The organism is Bacillus sp. SA1-12, assembly GCF_000981385.1.
Taxonomy (GTDB): domain Bacteria; phylum Bacillota; class Bacilli; order Bacillales; family Bacillaceae; genus Metabacillus.
Genome location: NZ_LATZ01000031.1, coordinates 13,872 through 32,174 on the forward strand (window position 1 = coordinate 13,872; position 18,303 = coordinate 32,174).

The following is an 18,303-nucleotide window of genomic DNA, read 5'->3' on the forward strand; positions in this document are numbered from 1 at the left end:
ACGAGAGGAGATGGGCAAGAGGTGGTGAATCATTGCATTCTCAATATGACGAATTAACAATTGAGATGATAATAGAGTTTTATTTTGAATTTAAACTCAAAATAGATAAGAAAATGTTTACAGAAGCAATGAAGGCTGAATTACACCTTATAAAAGAAGCTGCTAAAAATAAAGGAATTCTTATCTTAGCTTAACTGTAACTCTGATTGCTCTTTCTAAAAATTGTCCCTCCCTCTCTAATTAAAGTAATTTTTCACCCTAGAAGTTTTTGAGTACCAAAGTAGTCACCCTAATCTTGGCTTTTTATTTTGCCTTTAAGGAGGTGATCAGACGGCAGTTTAAATCCAGTATTTAAAAAGATTATAGTATGTACCAATTCCTTTTAAGTTTGCATAAGTTCTTCGCTGGAAATAATAAGAAAAAAGGAAAATTCCGTTCTGATATAGAAAAATCAGGGTTTTTTTTATTCTAGAGGAGACGTTATGAAGGAGCAAAAAATAAGTGCACTTCAACTTTTTTATGTAATTGTTGGTTTTGAATTTGGAACTGCGATTATTTTAGGATTAGGTGCAGGAGCTAAACAGGATTCATGGATAGTAATATTATTCAGTATGTTCTCGAGTTTGATATTAATGGGGGTATTTACCCAATTATCACTATATTATCCAGAAGATACATTGGTTACAATGCTACCTAAGATAATTGGAAAGTATCTATCTTTTCCTTTGATTATTCTCTATCTTTTGCATTTTATATATTCTGCAGCAAGAGCATGTCGAGATCTTGGTACATTACTTAACACTACCATATTAGTAGAAACCCCGATGGTGGTTATAATCGGAATTTTTGTTGTATTAGTGATTTATTGTCTTCGTGGGGGAGTTGAGACTCTTGGAAGAATGGGGGAAACAGTCTTTCCAATTTACATTATGTCCCTAGTTGTGGTTTGGGTTTTATTATTTAGTGTAGAGGAATTTACTATTAAAAACCTAACTCCTGTATTAGGCAATGGTTTAAAACCAGTATTGAAAGAGGTTTACCCTACTGTTGTAAACTTCCCATTTGGAGAAACGATTATAATCATGATGTTTTTTCCGTTTTTAAATAACAAAAGTAATATCAGAATGGTAGGAAATTTAATAATTTTAGTTAGTGGATTAATACTAACATTAAATGCAATTATTATTTTGTGCGTTCTAGGTTCTGAAATATATGGAAGAAGTTGGTTCACTCTTCTTTCAGCTACTCGGATGGTTACAATAGCAGATTTCCTTGAACGATTTGACGCATTAATTATTTTAATGATGGTATCAGGTGTATTTTTTAAGGTTGGGGGTTGGACATTTGGGGCTGCTATTGGGATTTCTCAGTTAATCAAAATAAATCAGAATAAATCGGTATTACTAGCTTTAGGCACTATTATTACCCCTTTATCTTTATTAATTGGAAATAATTTTCCGGAACATCTAGAAATTGGTATAGAATATTATGTTCCATACTTCCATGTTCCATTGCAAATAATCATACCAATAATATTACTTTGCATCGCCTTTATTCGAAAAAAATTAAACCATAATAATTCTACCTGAATTTAATTGATTAAAGTTGAAAAGAAGAGGAAAAGAAAAATACATTAATTTAAACTATTTCAATTAGAGCCGAAAAGGCTCTTTTATTGTACATTTAAAGAGGTGATTCAGATGGCAGTTGAATTAACAGTATTAATTGCTATAGGAAGTTTCTTAATTGGCATTTTTACATTTAGTCGAAACCGGGATAAAGATGTAAAAAACGATGCTACTGAATCGGCTGTAATCCGAACAAAGCTTGATAACATAAGTCAAGGTGTGGAATCTATTCGTATTGATATTCGAGCAAATGAACAACGGGTAAGGGATTTGTCAGACAGAGTTGTTAGAGTAGAAGAAATCTCTAAACAGGCACATAAACGACTTGATAAAATTGAACATAAGGGAGAGGTTTAAATGAAAAATATTATAGTTAATTTAGACAAAGGTACGGTCATTCGGACGGTGCTTCTTTTTGTTGCCCTAATAAATCAATCACTCATAATGTTTGGGAAATCACCAATCCCAATAGTAGAAGGTCACGTAACCAGTCTTATTGATGGTGTTTATTTATTAGGATCTATGGTATTTACAATTGTGACTTCACTTTTAGCCTGGTTCAAAAACAACTATGTGACAGAGAAAGGTCAATTGCAAAAGAAAACATTACAAGCTCAAGGTTTAATCAAAAAATAAGCTGCAATTCGGTGGCTTTTTTGTTTCAAAGGAGAGGATAGTAATGGTGAAGTTAGTTATATCATCTGGCCATGGTAAATATGTAAGTGGAGCTAATTCATATATTAATGAAGTTACAGAAGCGAGAAAAATAGTTAGTAAAGTCGCAGATTACTTAAAAGAATTAGGATGTACAGTATATGAATTTCACGATAATACATCCAAAACTCAAAGCGAAAACATTCATACCATTGTAAGATACCACAACACTAAGAGCAGAGATTTAGATATTTCTATTCATCTTAATGCTGCAAGTAAAACGAATGATCCTCGAGGTGTGGAGGTTCTTTATATTTCAGAAAGTGGAAGGGAAATTGCTGAAAAAGTAGCTAGTGCAGTTGCAAAAGCAAGTGGATTAAAAAACCGTGGGGCAAAAAAACGTACAAACCTAGGGTTCTTAAATGGTACAAAGAAAACTGCAATCTTAATTGAAGTTTGTTTTGTTGATTCAAAAGCAGATGTTGTACTTTACAAAAGTAAGTTCGATGAAATTTGTAAAGCTATTGCTGAAATAATTTCAGGCAAGAAATTACCTGAACCAAAACAAGAAGAAAGTGTGCAGATTCAAACAGGTGGATTGACAGCAGACATGGTGAAAGAGATTGCAGCTTACTTTATTGATAAAAAATGGTGGGCGCAAGTACAATTCAAAAGTGATGGTGAAAACCCTACAGCATTATCCGGAGGGTTATCGCCTGAAAATCGTAAAGAATATGAAGCCTGGTTACAAAAGCGGAATTGGTGGTATAAAGTTCTGTAATTTGGACATTATGATGTATTATTACCAGTAATGCCTGGTTCTCATAGAAGCCCCTCGCCTTGGAAAAGTGAGGGGTGATTTAGTGTTCATTATTATATAAGTAAAAAACTGGAATGAAGGATGGGTTAATACTTGTATTTATTTTTCAAATCACTCATAATGAGTAAGGTGATTTGATATGGAACTAAGTACAATATCTAATAATGAATTAGTAGTTCTTTACATTAATTATAAAAAACAATTGAAAATCTATAAACAAAGGAATTCTTTTTTTGACCTTAATAAGATTTTGGAGATCAAAAATTACTTATCTCTAATTAAATGGGAAATGAAAAAGCGTGGATTAAATAAAAAAGAAGCGAAAAAATATGTGAATATTTAATCAATAGTATTTTTCAGAAATGAACAATTATAATGTGTATATTTTAATACATTTATGTAAATAAATAGTTCATAATCGGATATAACCTCCAGAATATATTTGATTAGTCGAAATTTTCTTAACTGTCATTGCTCTGTCTCCAACAAGGCAGAGTTTTTTTCAATTAGAACCCTCGCCTGTTAAAAGAGAGGGTTATTTTATTTATTTTCAATCTCATTTACATGACTTTTAACAATTCTCCATGCCTCATTCGGAGAAATATTATTTCTTTTACATAATTTAATTAAAATAGCCCATTTTGTTTCTAAATCAAATTGATTGTCTTCCAATTCCAATATAAAAGAAGATGAAACATTATAAGCCATACAAAGTTTCCTCAATAATATACTTCCAACATTTGAACTTCTTTCAGCTCTAGAAATAATATTTTTATCTACATCGATCATTTTTGAAACATCTGCTTGAGTAAACCCTCTTGCTATTCTGATTGCTTTAAGTCTTTCACCGGAATGCATGACTTGCACCTCTTAGTTTTTTGTTCTAAGAGTATAGAAATATTGTTAAGAAAGTGTTAGTTAAAGGTAAAGAATTGTAAATTTTATATTTTTATTCTATTTGCAATTAAATTGTTTTCCTTATCCTTAACCAAATTTTCTATTAGTATCTTCACAGTTTCCGCACTTCTGATTCTGATTTTCCCGTTAACCGCATCTATTCTTTGAGTGTTGGACTTTTACCATGTAATGATGTATTAAAGTAAATGCAAAAAATTTTCCATTCAAGATCACTATACATAAAAATCACACTCCTATAAGATATATTAAAGAACGAATGTTCGTTCAATCAAGTGGAATAAATAAAATTTATATATGCTAAAGGGAGGAAAGTAAAATGGAATAGAGTTTAAAAAATTATTCTGATGACTGTAGGAGTAGTAAGAAGAAAGAATGTTTTGCTTCTTGTTAGAAGAAAGATAAGAAAAAGGAACCTTGGTATAACTACTGGTACAATTGGTGAATTTTCTAGTAACGTTCTATCAAATAATCTAAACTAATAAGGTCACATTAGGGTTAACCAGTTTTTACTGGTTAACCTTTTCGTTTAGGAAAGCTAGTTTTCTTAACTTGATAAGAAATGATAGGGATTTACCAGGATGCCAGCTTTTCTCACTATTTTCTTTCAAAAAAATGATTAAAAGAGAAAAATACTTACCAATAATAAGTTTGTTTATGTAAGCATTAATATTGAGTTGAATGAAAATATCCACATTTAACACATAATACTGAACCCGAAACATAATTAATTAAATACGGTTTTTCTTTATTACACTGAGGACAAAATTTTAAAATAGTTTGTGTATTTTTTATAATTGTTTTATTCATGTAATCCCCCCCTATAAATTAGTATTATTATATGGGTTGAAAATAAAGGAAATGATAATAAAAAGTTAAAATGCATAAATAAAGTAAGTAGCCTGTCAGGAGCTCTTTTTACTTTTTAATTATACTTTCCATCCTCAATATCGTCTTTAATCAACCGAATATACTCCCTCAATTCCAGACCTAGACTATCCTTTTTATTAAAGGGTAAGTGCGTATTTATTAAAACCCTTATTTAAAAGAAAATAAATGAAGTGACCTTCAATAAAATTCATTTTAGTCCAATCATCTATTAATAAGAATCATAGTATGGGATAGATAATTGTTATTGAGGTGAGTGAATTAAATGATTGGTCACAAACTGAACCATAAACAATGTTGTCCATTGTTTCCTATGTGTACATGCTCATTATCCCATTTTTTAAAACTTATAAAAAAACGAAAGCATAAGTGCAATTGTCCACCAGGCCCTCCCGGTCCTCCAGGTCCTCCAGGTCCTGAGGGGCCACCAGGAACTACATGTATTAGAACTGATCCTGCCAATGGATGTTCTGTTGCAGAAGGAACTGCTATAGCTGCCTCTGGCTTCGCCTCTCATGCTGAAGGAGAAAGTACTTCCGCACAAGGACGTGGGGCACATTCCGAGGGGTGTAACACTCAAGCCATTGGGGATTGTTCTCATGCTGAGGGAGACTCTACCATTGCAAATGGAGTAGCTTCTCATACTGAGGGATTTAGTACAGTAACAACTATTACTGGTATTAATGCACATGCCGAAGGGGAAGGGAATATAGCGAGTGGAAGGGCCTCTCACGTAGAAGGTGGCGGAGTAGATCCGTTAGGTAATCTAGCTCCAAATATGGCAATTGGATCCAGTTCCCATGCGGAAGGAGTAGGAACGATTGCTAGGGGATTTGCATCCCATGCCGAAGGGGGGACTTCAGATATTACTTCTTCCCCTGGCACAGAAGCAGAAGGGGCATTTTCGCACGCTGAAGGCCTTAGTACTGTAGCTGTTGGGCAAGCCTCTCACGCGGAAGGGGAAGATACTAGTTCCAGTGGTAGGGCATCTCACTCAGAAGGAAATATTACTTCTTCAATTGGTATTGCATCGCATTCGGAAGGTAATAGAACACAGGCAGGTGGTGATTTTTCCCATGCCGAAGGTCAAGGTACGTTTGCAAGTGGAACTCGATCTCATGCTGAGGGAAGGGATACAATAGCAAGTGGAGATAGTTCTCATGCCGAAGGTTTTAGTACAATTTCGAGTGGACCTAATTCCCATGCCGAAGGAGCAAATACAGAAGCGAGTGGAGATAATTCCCATGCCGAGGGTCAAGATACACTTGCAATTGGAACTAATTCGCATGCAGAAGGTTTTGACACTACGACGGGAATTTTAGGAGATCCAAACGCAGGAGTTGCCGCTCATGCGGAAGGTATTAGTACAACTGCTTCTGGCATTGCCTCTCATGCAGAAGGACAAGGAACAATTTCGAGTGGATCTCGTTCTCATGCGGAAGGGATCAATACTTTTGCCAGTGGCGTCGCTTCTCATACGGAGGGAATAACTACCGAGGCCAGTGGGGATTCTTCCCATGCAGAAGGGCTCAGTTTAATTGCAAGTGGAGCTAACTCTCATGCCGAAGGAAATGGGACCAGAGCCTTTGGGGAAAATTCGCATTCCGAGGGGTTTCAAACTACAACGGGAAATGCATTAGATCCAACACAAGGAACGAATGCCCATGCGGAAGGGTCAAGTACAACTGCAAGTGGTTTTGCTGCCCATTCAGAAGGACAAGGAACAATTGCGAGTGGATCTCGTTCTCACGCTGAAGGGAACAATACAGTAGCTAGTGGAGTGGCTTCTCATACGGAAGGATCTGCAACCGGTGCAAGTGGAAATGCTTCCCATGCCGAAGGACAGAGTACTACCGCCAGGGGGAATACTTCCCATGCCGAAGGAAATGGGAGCAGGGCCTTTGGAGAAAGTTCTCATGCAGAGGGGTTTCAAACTACAACGGGAAATGTATTAGATCCAACACAAGGAACGAATGCTCATGCAGAAGGTGAGGGAACAACGGCTAGTGGAAGAGCATCTCATGCGGAAGGATTAAGGACAACAGCCAGTGGATTTTTCGCTGCCCATGCAGAAGGTCAAGATACTATCGCTAGCGGAAGTCTTTCTCATGCGGAAGGTGGAAATACAGTCGCTAGTGGTACTGCATCTCATGCCGAAGGATCTAATACACAAGCAAGAGCAACCTTCTCCCATTCAGAGGGATTCCTTACGATTGTAGATGTAACTCACACAGGTTCTCACATAATGGGACAAAATGGAACTACACGATTCCCTTTTTCTTGGCATCTGGCAAATGGCCTTGTAATTGGACCAACATTAAACTCTGCGGTGATCGAAGGGCTTACAGGAAATCTTTATCTCGACGGTGTTGTATTGTCTCCTGCTGCAGCCGATTATGCTGAAATGTTTGAAACAATTGATGGAAACCCGATAGACGTCGGCTATTTTGTCACCTTAGAAGATAATAAAATACGCAAAGCAAATGCAAATGATGGTTATATTATTGGGGTAGTGAGTGCAACTCCAGCTATGATTGCAGATGCTAGTGATTTACGATGGCACAATCTCTTTGTGAAGGATGAATGGGGAAGGGTCCAATATCATGAGGTTACTGTTCCAGAAGTGAAAGACGATGAAGGAAATGTACTTCAACCCTCATTTACAAAAACAGAACCTATATTAAATCCAGATTGGGACTCTTCACAAGAGTATATCCCACGTTTGCATAGACCTGAATGGGTTCCAGTGGGTCTTTTGGGAAAACTTCTAGTTCGTGACGACGGCACATGTAAACCAGGTAGGTATTGCAAACCAAATGATGAAGGTATTGCCACAGCTGCAGAAACAGGCTACCGCGTTATGAAACGTACAGGACCCAATCAAGTATTAGTGTTGATTAAATAAGATGCCTTATCCTGAATTAAATAGAAAAACTTGCAAAATTATAGAATCTCCGTTAAATGCCCTTCCAATGGAAGGGCTATTTTTTCTTATCTCAAATAAAAAAATGTGATTGGTTTGTTTTTTCCAGTAAACAGTCTAACCAAATTAACCAACGGTGTTACGAGTAAGGAGCTAGTTTCGTTTATGATAACTTTAAACTAAAGGTAAGGATAGGTGAAGATACTTTGGGGATATTAGTAGTAATCTGATCGAAAGGTGAATTAGATGAAGCCTTTAATTGGTAAAGAAGAAATTAAGAATTCTGAAGAGTTTTTTCAAAGAATTCATCAGGTCGAAGTGGACTATTTTACCTATTGGAAAGAGCACACGTTATGGCACTGGGAATTTTGGTTTTCAGTAGCTCTATCCATTATTCCATGGTTGGTGTGGTTACTTATTCGTAAACGTGGAAGTGAGGCAAGATTGCTTTTTGCAGGAGGTTTTACGTTATGTATTGCTTCTTGGCTTGACTTTTTAGGACTTGTATTTGGTTTATGGCATTATTCTGGAAGAGTCTTGCCAACCATCCCGTCGTTTTTTCCTTGGGACTTTTCTTTAATACCAGTATCAATGATGCTTTGGTTGCAATTTAAGCCAAGTATTAATCCATTCATTAAGGCTGTTTTTTATGCCGTACTTACTTCTTTTATTGGTGAACCTTTATTTGAGTGGATAGGGTTATACACTACGGTAAAATGGAAAGTTTTTTATTCCTTTCCCATATGGATTGTTATCTATTTAATAGCATATCGAATTAGTAAAGCAAAAGCATTTGATCCATTATAAATATATAAAGAAGTAATGGTGATGAAGGTTAAAAATTCAGTTGTCATTAACTTCAACGTTTATTGTGTGTTAAAATACTCAGATTAGTTTAAGAGTATGTTCTTCACCTGGGTTGCTGGTTAATAAAAAATTAAATTTCAGAACTGAGTTAAAAGAATACAATGCTATTGATTTGGAACTGGTGATTTTACATATAAACAGTTATTTAAGGGAAAATATGTGAAAGTTTATATTCTTTGGGGGGTACTAAAGTTGTTCACAAATAATAACAGTAGGTTGACATCCACAGAAATTACAAATTTATTCACCCAATATATTCAGGACACCTTGTCTATTTGTATTAGTAAACATGTGTTAGCAACTGTTAAGGATTCTGACGTTCGGTCGCTGTTTGAATTTGCTATGGGATTATCCGAAAAACATGTAATTAAAATTAAAGAAATTCTCAAAAAAGAAAATTTCCCTGTACCAAACGGTCTTACTGAAGAAGATGTAAACTTAGAAGCTCCCCCATTATTTGCAGATATTTTTTGGTTACACTACCTACATACAATGACCCATAATGGTTTAACTGGTTATAGCCTTTCTTTCGGTAACTCAATTCGCCAAGATATGCAGGATTATTATTATCAATGTAATATTGATGCTATGGAAGTATATAAAATGTGTGTTGGCATTCTATTATCTAAAGGGCTTTATGAAAAACCTCCTTATTTCTCTATCCCTCAAACAGTTGAATATATTACAAACGTAGGTTATGTATTAGATGTGATTGGTAAAAAGAGACCTTTGAATTCAGCTGAGGCTGGAAATATTTTCTTTAATTTAATAAAGAACCGTTTGGTAAAAGCGGTCTTACTTGGATTTAGTCAAGTAGCAAAGAATAAAGATGTTCGTCAATATTTTGAAAAGAGTTTAAAAACTTCAAATAAAAACTTTGGGATTTTTTCTTCACTGTTACGTGAAGAACATCTTAATTTTCCAAAGCTTTTGGACCAAGAAGTTACAAATTCCACAATTCAACCTTTCTCGGATAAACTCATGATGATATGTGTGGGATTTTTACAAGGTTCAGCAATTTCATATTACGGTACTGCTCTGGTTTCAAGTTTAAGAGCTGATTTAATCGGACAATGTGAGGCAGCAATTCTAAGGGTTATGAAAGGTGTACCAAACTGGGGAAATATAATAATTGAAAACGGATGGATCGAAAAACTGCCAGAGGCAAATGACCGGCAAGAATTACCTAATAATTAAACACAGATGGTAGTGTTTTCGAATATTACATTAAGTAGAGATTCATCTTTTTTCGTTAGCTGAAAGTAGATTTTTTTAAGTCGATAATTAATATTCCTGCCATATATGCTGTGAAACAATACAAGTTAGAAGGATATTTATTGTATGTAACTAACATCGAGTTCTTCAAAAGATAAGAATGAATACCTACATTCAGAGAAGAAAACTTATCGAAGAATCTTACTTTTATATACTACATAATTATGGTAATGTTTTTTTCATAAATTACCAAATAATAGCAAAGAATAGATTTATATCCCAATTTATTCTTTGGAGGTAACTAAAATAATATGACTGAACATAATATTCAACTAACTTCAGCTGAAATAGCATGTATTTGGACTAGCTATATGAATGATAGTATGTCCAAATGTGTTTTAGACTATTTCCTAAAAGATGTAGGAGATAACGAAATTAAGTCTGTTATTCAATTTGCTTATGATATTTCATCTACTCATTTAGAAAAATTAACGACTATTTTCAATAAAGAGCAGATTCCAATACCAACAGGATTTACAAATGAAGATGTCAATATGAATGCCCCACGTCTTTATACTGACCCTTTTATGCTAATCTATATAAATCATATGGCAAAACTTGGACTACTTGGTTATAGTGGATTTGTCTCTATGAGTGCTAGAGATGATATGAGAGCTTATTATAGAGAAGCTCTCATAGAAACATCAGAATTATTTGAGAGAAGTTCAAAGGTTTTACTATCAAAAGGGTTGTTTGTTAGAGCCCCATATATAGCTTATCCGACGCTAACAGACTATGTAGACAGTAAAAAATACTTAAGTGGTACTTCTATTTTCAGTAAACAACGACCATTAAATGCTATTGAAATATCCCATTTATACATGAATATTCAAACGAACACAATAGGAAGTAAACTTTCGATTAGTTTTGCTCAAACCTCATCAAGTGAAATTGTTCAAAAATGGATGTTAAGAGGAAGAGATATTTCAAAAAAACATGCTCAATTGTTTGCAAAAGCCCTTTTAAATAATGATATACAATCACCTGTTTCATCTGATATTGCTATTACCGATTCAACAACACCCCCATTTTCAGATAAACTGACAATGTTTCATATGGGGTTCATGAGTGCGGCCGGAACAGGTAATTATGCAACAGCAGCAGCAGCAAGTCAAAGAACTGATCTTATAATAAATTATGAACGCCTATCACTTGAAATTGCTCAGTATGCGAAAGATGGAGCAGACATTATGATAAAGCATGAATGGATGGAACAGCCACCTACCACCTTGGATAAAAACAAACTTACAAAGGAAAAAAATATCAATATTTAATACAGGCTTTATCTACGGACTAATAATAATCATAGAAGGATGAGGTTTCTTTGACATCTGAGCAAATTGAGCATTTTGAACAAATAGAAAAATATTCAGATAAGCTTACTAATTCACAGGTTTATTTTTGGAAACATTATTCAAGCTGGGAGACTTGGCAATTTTGGTTTTTGTTAGTTGTATTTGTTTTATCTTTGATTATTCTTTATTTGTTAATTGATAAAAGAAAAGCATTACTTCTTGGGTTCTATGGTATGAATATTCATATGTGGTTAAGTTATTTTGATGATATGGCAATTGAAAATGGATTATGGAAGTTTCCATATAAAATCGTCCCATTCTTTCCGGGCTTTGCAATCGATGCAGCTTTTGCACCAGTAATCTTTATTCTAGTTTATCAATGGACGCTAAACAGGAATAAAAATTACTATATATATGCTGTAAGTCTTAGCGTTTTTATAGCCTTTCTATGGAGACCATTTTTATCCACTTTGGGATTATTCCGAATTTACAATGGGATAAATTATATATATTTATTTCTTGGATTGCTTACTGTGATGTTGGTATCAAAATGGATAACCAATATTTTTGTACATTTTCAAAAGGAATCAAACCTTCCTAATGAAGGGGCTTAATTAGATGAGGTTTCTTCTATTATAAAAATTAATGTAGTGGTATCAAAAGGAGTAACACACTCTATTTCTTCAACAGTCATTTTTTCTTCAAAATTAAGCTTTAAAATAAGGGTTGCTTCAGCTTCAGTTAAGACTGTATCTACCATAATTAAACCTTCCTATGATTATTTTGTCCAAGTAAATTAGATCATAAGAGGGTAAACTAAATATTATTTAATTGTAGATATTTTGTAATTATTTGACTTTTATTCTATTTGCAATCAAATTGTTGTCCTTGTCTTTAACCAAAAATCCTTTTTCCAGAAGTATCTTTACAGTTTCCCTTACAGCTGCTTCCGATTTTCCTGTCCATCTCATTAATTCTTTAAGTGTAGGGCTTTTACCATGTATTGAAGTATTAAAATATATGCGGAAAATTTTCCTTTCAAGATCACTATACATAAAGATCACTCTCCTTTAAAAAATATTATAAGAACAAATGTTCTTATTTTCAATTGTAATTATATAATTAAAGCACAAAACCCCCACTTTGAAAGTTGAGGGTTATCATAACTTATTTGCCGGCAAAATTTATTAATGAGAATATAGTTTAGTAAGGTTGATCCTTGGATAAATACTCCCATAATGTTTGTTGTAATGTACCTTTTGTTTCTGCTTTCTCTTCAAAGGATATTCCTGCATGGACCATTTTCCTTACTAGTTCGGGACGTAGCCCTGTAAGGATTGGTTTACATCCCATCATCGAAATGGCATTTAATACCTTTATGAAGTGGTCTATGACATCTATTTCCATATCGGCTATTCCCGACATATCCATAATCAATCGTTGAATCCTTAAATTTGATATCTCGATTAATGCTTTTTCTTCAATAATCTTTATACGATATCCATCGATCATTCCAATTAATGGCAAAACAGCAACAGATTTGCTAACTGGAATGATTGGAACAGATAGATGCTCAACTAATTTCCTTTGCGATTTAATTAAATCATCCTTGTAATTTGAATAGCTAATGAAAAAATTGTTTATAAATTTGTCGAGTCTGTTATTAATCATCTTCTCAAGTTCAAAAAAATCATCTCGGTTTCTTGAATTACCATTTAGCTCGTCAAAATGATAGAGAAAATGCCATATAGTTCGTCTTATTACCTGTACCCACTCCAATTTAAGGGCGAGGGTTAAAGCATGCTTTGCCCAGATGATTCCTTCTTGTTGAGCAAACTTAATTAGTTGGTCTTCTTTATTCTCTACGACATAGAGGGAAAGCTTTTCAGCATTTTCCAAAAGATTAATATTACCCTTTTGTAAAATTTCATTAATTTTGGGTGCTACAGTAACGGCCTCTGATAATAGTTTATTTTGAAAAATATGTCTGTTTTCAATAATAAAATCATTGATTTTCTCTTTTTTGCTAAAAGTCGTATCCATTGAAATCTCCTCGTTTATTTTATCTTGAATTGTATTCACGAGAGAATAGCCTTTTTACTATAATTCTTTATTTGTTAAAGATATCCCCATCTGTTTTAACATTTTTCCAAAGTAAAGCATTTTTGAATTCAATTCATTATAAAAAATAGCTGTTAAAAAAGAATGGAGCGTTCACTTTAATCATTGTTTATAGCAAATGCAATTCTTATCGTAATAATTAATTCCATAACCAAATAAAAACAAAAATAATTTATCTTTTGTCTCCAAATGATCCTACTGGAAAATATAAAAAAACAAAACCACTATTAAAACCTACTACACGTTGGCTTCCGGTTGACCACATAGGCCCAAGTATATAGACATAACAAGGGCATATCCCGAGGACATACAGGTTACAGGTCCATATTACATTATAATATATGGTGTCACACATAGGGGTATTGTATCTAATATTAAACCAAATGGAATTACCAGTTTGCGGAATGAAACTGAATCAACTCCCTGTTCAGCCGGCAGCTCCAGCTTTTAGAACTGATTAACCCGAATATATATAGGTCCATCGCTACCATACCCTATTTGTGATGATATGAAACACCCTATTATTAAGAAATTTCACATTTTTTTATAATTGGCTTGGTTTTGGGTTATTTATTACCTAATATTGTTTATAACATTAGGAACTGTAATATTTAACTTTATTCGAAAAAAAATATAATACTGTCCTTTATCTCCATCTTTTTTTGTTTACTGTACCCATAATAAATTTTTTAGGTTGTATTGGAAGAGGAGAAGGAATGAATGAATTTGAATATATATTTAGTCAATTACAGCAAGGTACTATTTGGTCTATTTACATATTTGTAGGTCACTTTTTTTACTCTTCTGGATTTTTCTGCATTTTAATAACCGAATACGCGTTAGTTTAAGAAGTATTATGTAATCCAGGTATTAGGGAGTAAATCTTCCTTATAGTACAGATTTAATTATAGGAGACAACTATAAACTCTATATTAAATAAGTAAGAATTAGACTTATTTTAAAAATGCAAGCTCCTTTTTACCAGACAAGACATATAGTTGAATTAGGCTAATTGAAAATTATATCTTTACATAAACTTTACAAAATTACACTTGAAAACTAAGTATAAGTAAATTATTATATAAGCGAATTATTATATACAAATATGCAGATAACCTTGGGGAACTTAGGAGGTGTTTAAAAAGTGATAAAAGCTATTATTGAAATAGAAAAAGCTGCAGTAATTCTAAAACTTTTAGGCGATAAAACAAGGTTAACTATGGTAAAAATGTTGGATAAAAATGATTGCTGTGTTTGTGAGTTTGTTGAAATTTTTAAAGCAAGTCAGCCTGCGATTAGTCAACATCTCCGTAAATTAAAAGATGCAGGAATTGTTAAAGAAACAAGAAGAGGTCAGTGGATTATCTATTCATTAAATAAAAATAGTGATTTTTATCCATTTGTCCAAGACTTGCTACAGCATCTTCCAAACCAAGATTATCGAATTAAAGAACTTGAAGAACAAGGTTTAAGAATTTCGTGTGAATAACGGAGGATTTAAAAAATGACATCAGTAATTTTGGCATCAGTCATCTTTTTAATCACACTTACCTTGGTCATATGGCAGCCAAAGGGTCTTTCCATTGGGTGGTCTGCATGTGGCGGAGCAATTTTAGCTCTATTAGTAGGTGTAGTTGATTTTAAAGATGTCATAGATGTAACATCTATTGTTTGGAACGCTACTTTGGCATTTATTGCAATCATCATTATTTCTCTAATCTTAGATGAAATTGGCTTTTTTGAATGGTCTGCTTTACATATGGCTAGAGCAGCCAAAGGAAACGGTATTATAATGTTTGTTTATGTAAGTATACTTGGAGCCATTGTTGCTGCATTCTTCGCGAATGATGGAGCTGCTTTAATACTTACACCAATTGTTTTAGCAATGGTAAGAAATTTAAAATTTAGTGAGAAAATGGTCTTTCCATTTATTATTGCTAGTGGATTTATTGCTGATACCACTTCACTGCCATTAGTAGTAAGTAACTTAGTTAACATCGTGTCTGCTGACTTTTTTGGCATTAGGTTTGTAGAGTTCGCATCTAGGATGATCATACCTAACTTTTTCTCTTTAGGTGCAAGCATCTTGGTTTTATTTCTTTTTTTCCGTAAAAGCATTCCAAGAAACTACGATCTATCTCAATTAAAAAGACCAGTTGAAGCTATTCGAGATGAAAAAATGTTCAAATTGTCTTGGGTTGTTTTGGTGATATTACTAGTTGGATATTTTGCATCTGAGTTCATTGGAATACCTGTTTCCATCATCGCAGGAATTGTTGCTATCTTCTTTTTATTCATGGCAAAAAGGAGTCCTGCAGTTAACACTAGAACTGTAGTCAAAGGTGCACCTTGGGCTATTGTCTTTTTCTCAATCGGAATGTATGTAGTGGTTTATAGTTTACGAAACGTTGGCTTAACAAATGTGTTAGCTGATTTAATCCAAGTAACCGCTGATCAGGGCTTATTTGCAGCAACGGTTGGAATGGGCTTTATCGCAGCAATTTTATCTTCGATCATGAATAATATGCCAACCGTTATGATCGATGCATTGGCTATTTCTGATACTAATACAACAGGTGCGATCAGAGAGGCTCTTATCTATGCAAATGTAATTGGTTCAGATTTGGGACCAAAAATTACACCAATCGGTTCTTTAGCCACCTTATTATGGCTTCATGTTTTATCACTAAAGGGTGTAAAAATTTCATGGGGCACATATTTTAAAACTGGAATTATCTTAACCATCCCAACATTGTTTATTACACTTGTTGGTCTATATATTTGGTTACTTATCATCCACTAATCTTACTTATAAAGGAGCTATTACAATGTCTAAAAAAACAATCTACTTCTTATGTACTGGTAATTCTTGCAGGAGCCAAATGGCCGAAGGCTGGGCAAAAAAACACTTAAGTGATGAATGGGAAGTTAAAAGTGCTGGCTTAGAAGCTCATGGTTTAAATCCTAATGCAGTAAAAGCTATGAAAGATGCTGGAATTGACATTTCAAATCAAACATCAGATGTGATTGATCCTGAAATATTAAATAATGCTGATTTAATTGTAACACTTTGCGGTCATGCAGCAGATAAATGCCCAGTAACTCCTCCACATATCAAACGTGTGCACTGGGGCTTTGATGATCCAGCAAAGGCAGAAGGAACAGAAGAAGAAAAATGGGCATTCTTCCAACGTGTTCGTGATGAAATCGGGGAAAGAATTGAAAGTTTTGATAAGACTGGTGAATAATTAAAAAATAAAAGCCGTGAGACCCCCTTTTGGCTTTCTCTTTACCTAATGCTTATTTTATTAATTGACAATAAATTTTGAATAGAATAATATAGGTTTAAAAATATCGTTAAATAACGATATGTAGACAGGCAAAAGGAGAAAAGGTCTTGATTAATGAAGAAATCCATCTATTCCTTAAAGCACTAGCTAGTGAAAAGAGACAGGAAATTATGTTTTTATTTCTTGATAAAAATGAAGTAACGGTTAATCAAGTTTCTGAACTAGTGAATATTAGTCAATCCACGGCCTCCGAGCAATTAACTATTTTAAGAAAAGCTGGGCTTCTGTCTTCACGAAAAGCAGGAAAAGAAGTATTTTACACAACTGACAAAGATAGCATTATGATGCAATTACAAAATTTAAATAAATTATTGACTGATTGCTGCAAATGACATGTAGAAGTATCTATATGTTCTTTTTTTAAAAAACATATCGTTAAATAACGATATGACAAGGGGTGTAAACCATGAAAGATGTATTTGATAGTATTATGATTGGAGCTGGTCAGTCAGGGTTAGCAGCGGCTTATCACTTAAATCAAAACGGAATAAAATACCTCGTCCTTGAAGGTGAAAATCAAACTACTGAATCATGGTCAAAATATTATGATAGCCTAACCTTATTTTCTCCTGCATGTTATTCCTCCCTTCCAGGATTACGATTCCCTGGAAATGAAAGTCGTTATCCTACCAAGGAAGAAGTTATTTCATACCTCAAAGAATATGCTAAACATTTTAATTTAAACATTCGTACTGGAGAAAAAGTTACAGTAGTTCGTAAGGTTGGAGATTTATTTGAGATCGAAACCTTAAAAAGTGTATATTATTCAAAAACAGTTATTTCAGCAACAGGAGCTTTTGCCAATCCCAATCTACCAGCAATAGAAGGAAGTGAATATTTTAAGGGTAATATCATACACTCCAGTCAATATAAAAACGTAGACGAATATAAAAATCAAAGAGTAGTTGTGGTTGGTGGTGGAAATTCTGCTATACAAATTGCCTATGAGTTAGCAAAAGTGGCAAATGTAACAATTGCTTCAAGAAAACCTCTTTCTTTTACACCACAAAGATTACTCGGAAAAGACATTCACTTTTGGTTAAAATTAACTGGTGTTGATACTCTTTTTTATGGAAGAAAGTTTGCTTCAAAGGTATCAATTATGGATACAGGAATTTATAAAGAAGCGATTGTAAAGAAAACGCCAGATAGCAGAAGAATGTTTACAAAATATACAGAAGGGGGCGTTGTTTGGAGTAAGGGAAATGAAGAACAAGTAAACACTGTCATTTATGCAACTGGTTATATATATAATATGCACTATTTAATACCTCTAAAAAATACGATAGATAAATACAATTCCCCGAGACAGGATAAAGGATTAAGTTCCACAATCGATGGTTTATATTATGTTGGACTTTCAGGTCAGCGATCATTTTCTTCAGCAACCATTCGAGGTGTAGGGTCTGATGCAAAATATGTTGTAAAAAAAATAGGCTATTATTTAAAGTATTTTGAATCAAAATAAAGATCATATTTATAGACAATCACTATTTTAACTGTTGGATAACAAAACAATTCACAATGTTAATGCTATTACAATATAAAAGGTCTCTTATTAAAGAGA

At 33.7% G+C, this 18,303-nt stretch carries 20 protein-coding genes; 16 read left to right on the plus strand and 4 right to left on the minus strand.

Translation table 11 applies throughout. The features are described 5' to 3' along the window. The first annotated feature begins 32 nt into the window (after window positions 1-32). The 6 genes from WQ54_RS33670 (at window position 33) to WQ54_RS15750 (ending at window position 3,445) form a co-directional block, all read left to right on the plus strand. Complete coding sequence (locus tag WQ54_RS33670; RefSeq protein WP_156177979.1) at window positions 33-194, plus strand: hypothetical protein; 162 nt, start codon at window positions 33-35, stop codon at window positions 192-194. Window positions 195-482: 288 nt separating this feature from the next. Continuing rightward, window positions 483-1,589, plus strand: a complete 1,107-nt coding sequence (locus WQ54_RS15730; RefSeq protein ID WP_046585301.1) for an endospore germination permease — start codon at window positions 483-485, stop codon at window positions 1,587-1,589. 111 nt (window positions 1,590-1,700) lie between these two features. Then, complete coding sequence (locus WQ54_RS15735; RefSeq protein WP_046585303.1) at window positions 1,701-1,985, plus strand: hypothetical protein; 285 nt, start codon at window positions 1,701-1,703, stop codon at window positions 1,983-1,985. Between the two features lie 12 nt (window positions 1,986-1,997). Further along, the gene (locus WQ54_RS15740) at window positions 1,998-2,264 is read left to right on the plus strand and encodes a phage holin (RefSeq protein ID WP_156177982.1); all 267 of its coding nucleotides are present in this window, start codon (window positions 1,998-2,000) and stop codon (window positions 2,262-2,264) included. Between the two features lie 43 nt (window positions 2,265-2,307). Beyond that, the gene (locus WQ54_RS15745) at window positions 2,308-3,063 is read left to right on the plus strand and encodes an N-acetylmuramoyl-L-alanine amidase (protein WP_052737819.1); all 756 of its coding nucleotides are present in this window, start codon (window positions 2,308-2,310) and stop codon (window positions 3,061-3,063) included. A 178-nt stretch (window positions 3,064-3,241) separates the two neighbouring features. Beyond that, window positions 3,242-3,445, plus strand: coding sequence for a hypothetical protein (locus WQ54_RS15750; protein ID WP_046585307.1), 204 nt, complete (start codon window positions 3,242-3,244; stop codon window positions 3,443-3,445). 197 nt (window positions 3,446-3,642) lie between these two features. Here the strand turns inward: WQ54_RS15750 and WQ54_RS15755 are convergent, their stop codons facing one another. Further along, a complete protein-coding gene (locus WQ54_RS15755) occupies window positions 3,643-3,960 on the minus strand; it encodes a helix-turn-helix domain-containing protein (RefSeq protein ID WP_046585309.1) in 318 nt (105 codons plus the stop codon). Window positions 3,961-5,170: 1,210 nt separating this feature from the next. On the opposite strand from WQ54_RS15755, the gene WQ54_RS15765 reads away from it, so the two are divergent. The 5 genes from WQ54_RS15765 to WQ54_RS15785 all read left to right on the plus strand — a co-directional run bounded on the left by WQ54_RS15765 (window position 5,171) and on the right by WQ54_RS15785 (window position 11,879). Next, window positions 5,171-7,810 carry a peptidase G2 autoproteolytic cleavage domain-containing protein gene (locus WQ54_RS15765; protein ID WP_231597546.1) on the plus strand — a complete coding sequence of 880 codons (2,640 nt, stop codon included), beginning with the start codon at window positions 5,171-5,173 and terminating at the stop codon, window positions 7,808-7,810. Window positions 7,811-8,074: 264 nt separating this feature from the next. After that, a complete protein-coding gene (locus WQ54_RS15770; RefSeq protein ID WP_052737820.1) occupies window positions 8,075-8,635 on the plus strand; it encodes a CBO0543 family protein in 561 nt (186 codons plus the stop codon). Between the two features lie 252 nt (window positions 8,636-8,887). Further along, entirely contained in the window at window positions 8,888-9,892 is a 1,005-nt protein-coding gene (locus tag WQ54_RS15775) for a DUF3231 family protein (protein WP_046585310.1), read from the plus strand. Window positions 9,893-10,221: 329 nt separating this feature from the next. After that, window positions 10,222-11,244 (plus strand): DUF3231 family protein, encoded by a 1,023-nt coding sequence (locus WQ54_RS15780; RefSeq protein WP_046585312.1) that lies wholly within the window; start codon window positions 10,222-10,224, stop codon window positions 11,242-11,244. Between the two features lie 50 nt (window positions 11,245-11,294). Next, window positions 11,295-11,879, plus strand: a complete 585-nt coding sequence (locus WQ54_RS15785; protein WP_046585314.1) for a hypothetical protein — start codon at window positions 11,295-11,297, stop codon at window positions 11,877-11,879. Here the strand turns inward: WQ54_RS15785 and WQ54_RS33675 are convergent. From WQ54_RS33675 to WQ54_RS15795, 3 genes are all read right to left on the minus strand, one after another. Beyond that, a complete protein-coding gene (locus WQ54_RS33675; protein ID WP_156177980.1) occupies window positions 11,876-12,025 on the minus strand; it encodes a hypothetical protein in 150 nt (49 codons plus the stop codon). The two genes, WQ54_RS15785 and WQ54_RS33675, sit on opposite strands and share 4 nt — an antisense overlap. 88 nt (window positions 12,026-12,113) lie before the next feature. Next, window positions 12,114-12,320 (minus strand): hypothetical protein, encoded by a 207-nt coding sequence (locus WQ54_RS15790; protein ID WP_046585315.1) that lies wholly within the window; start codon window positions 12,318-12,320, stop codon window positions 12,114-12,116. A gap of 148 nt (window positions 12,321-12,468) precedes the next feature. After that, a complete protein-coding gene (locus WQ54_RS15795) occupies window positions 12,469-13,308 on the minus strand; it encodes an STAS domain-containing protein (protein ID WP_046585317.1) in 840 nt (279 codons plus the stop codon). A 1,222-nt stretch (window positions 13,309-14,530) separates the two neighbouring features. On the opposite strand from WQ54_RS15795, the gene WQ54_RS15800 reads away from it, so the two are divergent. The 5 genes from WQ54_RS15800 to WQ54_RS15820 all read left to right on the plus strand — a co-directional run bounded on the left by WQ54_RS15800 (window position 14,531) and on the right by WQ54_RS15820 (window position 18,204). After that, on the plus strand, window positions 14,531-14,875 hold the full coding sequence (locus WQ54_RS15800; RefSeq protein ID WP_046585319.1) for a metalloregulator ArsR/SmtB family transcription factor: 345 nt from the start codon (window positions 14,531-14,533) through the stop codon (window positions 14,873-14,875). A gap of 15 nt (window positions 14,876-14,890) precedes the next feature. Continuing rightward, the gene (locus tag WQ54_RS15805; protein ID WP_046585321.1) at window positions 14,891-16,189 is read left to right on the plus strand and encodes an arsenic transporter; all 1,299 of its coding nucleotides are present in this window, start codon (window positions 14,891-14,893) and stop codon (window positions 16,187-16,189) included. A gap of 25 nt (window positions 16,190-16,214) precedes the next feature. Beyond that, complete coding sequence (gene arsC, locus WQ54_RS15810) at window positions 16,215-16,634, plus strand: arsenate reductase (thioredoxin) (protein WP_046585323.1); 420 nt, start codon at window positions 16,215-16,217, stop codon at window positions 16,632-16,634. 149 nt (window positions 16,635-16,783) lie between these two features. Next, complete coding sequence (locus WQ54_RS15815; protein ID WP_156177981.1) at window positions 16,784-17,068, plus strand: helix-turn-helix transcriptional regulator; 285 nt, start codon at window positions 16,784-16,786, stop codon at window positions 17,066-17,068. Between the two features lie 74 nt (window positions 17,069-17,142). After that, window positions 17,143-18,204 carry an NAD(P)/FAD-dependent oxidoreductase gene (locus WQ54_RS15820; RefSeq protein WP_046585327.1) on the plus strand — a complete coding sequence of 354 codons (1,062 nt, stop codon included), beginning with the start codon at window positions 17,143-17,145 and terminating at the stop codon, window positions 18,202-18,204. Window positions 18,205-18,303: the final 99 nt, after the last annotated feature.

Bases quoted from the DNA above. Each gene is read 5' to 3' on its own strand.
- WQ54_RS15730 (WP_046585301.1), top strand. From the start codon at position 483: ATGAAGGAGCAAAAAATAAGTGCACTTCAACTTTTTTATGTAATTGTT.
- WQ54_RS15735 (WP_046585303.1), top strand. From the start codon at position 1,701: ATGGCAGTTGAATTAACAGTATTAATTGCTATAGGAAGTTTCTTAATT.
- WQ54_RS15745 (WP_052737819.1), top strand. From the start codon at position 2,308: ATGGTGAAGTTAGTTATATCATCTGGCCATGGTAAATATGTAAGTGGA.
- WQ54_RS15750 (WP_046585307.1), top strand. From the start codon at position 3,242: ATGGAACTAAGTACAATATCTAATAATGAATTAGTAGTTCTTTACATT.
- WQ54_RS15755 (WP_046585309.1), bottom strand. From the start codon at position 3,960: ATGCATTCCGGTGAAAGACTTAAAGCAATCAGAATAGCAAGAGGGTTT.
- WQ54_RS15765 (WP_231597546.1), top strand. From the start codon at position 5,171: ATGATTGGTCACAAACTGAACCATAAACAATGTTGTCCATTGTTTCCT.
- WQ54_RS15770 (WP_052737820.1), top strand. From the start codon at position 8,075: ATGAAGCCTTTAATTGGTAAAGAAGAAATTAAGAATTCTGAAGAGTTT.
- WQ54_RS15780 (WP_046585312.1), top strand. From the start codon at position 10,222: ATGACTGAACATAATATTCAACTAACTTCAGCTGAAATAGCATGTATT.
- WQ54_RS33675 (WP_156177980.1), bottom strand. From the start codon at position 12,025: ATGGTAGATACAGTCTTAACTGAAGCTGAAGCAACCCTTATTTTAAAG.
- WQ54_RS15790 (WP_046585315.1), bottom strand. From the start codon at position 12,320: ATGTATAGTGATCTTGAAAGGAAAATTTTCCGCATATATTTTAATACT.
- WQ54_RS15795 (WP_046585317.1), bottom strand. From the start codon at position 13,308: ATGGATACGACTTTTAGCAAAAAAGAGAAAATCAATGATTTTATTATT.
- WQ54_RS15805 (WP_046585321.1), top strand. From the start codon at position 14,891: ATGACATCAGTAATTTTGGCATCAGTCATCTTTTTAATCACACTTACC.
- arsC (WP_046585323.1), top strand. From the start codon at position 16,215: ATGTCTAAAAAAACAATCTACTTCTTATGTACTGGTAATTCTTGCAGG.
- WQ54_RS15820 (WP_046585327.1), top strand. From the start codon at position 17,143: ATGAAAGATGTATTTGATAGTATTATGATTGGAGCTGGTCAGTCAGGG.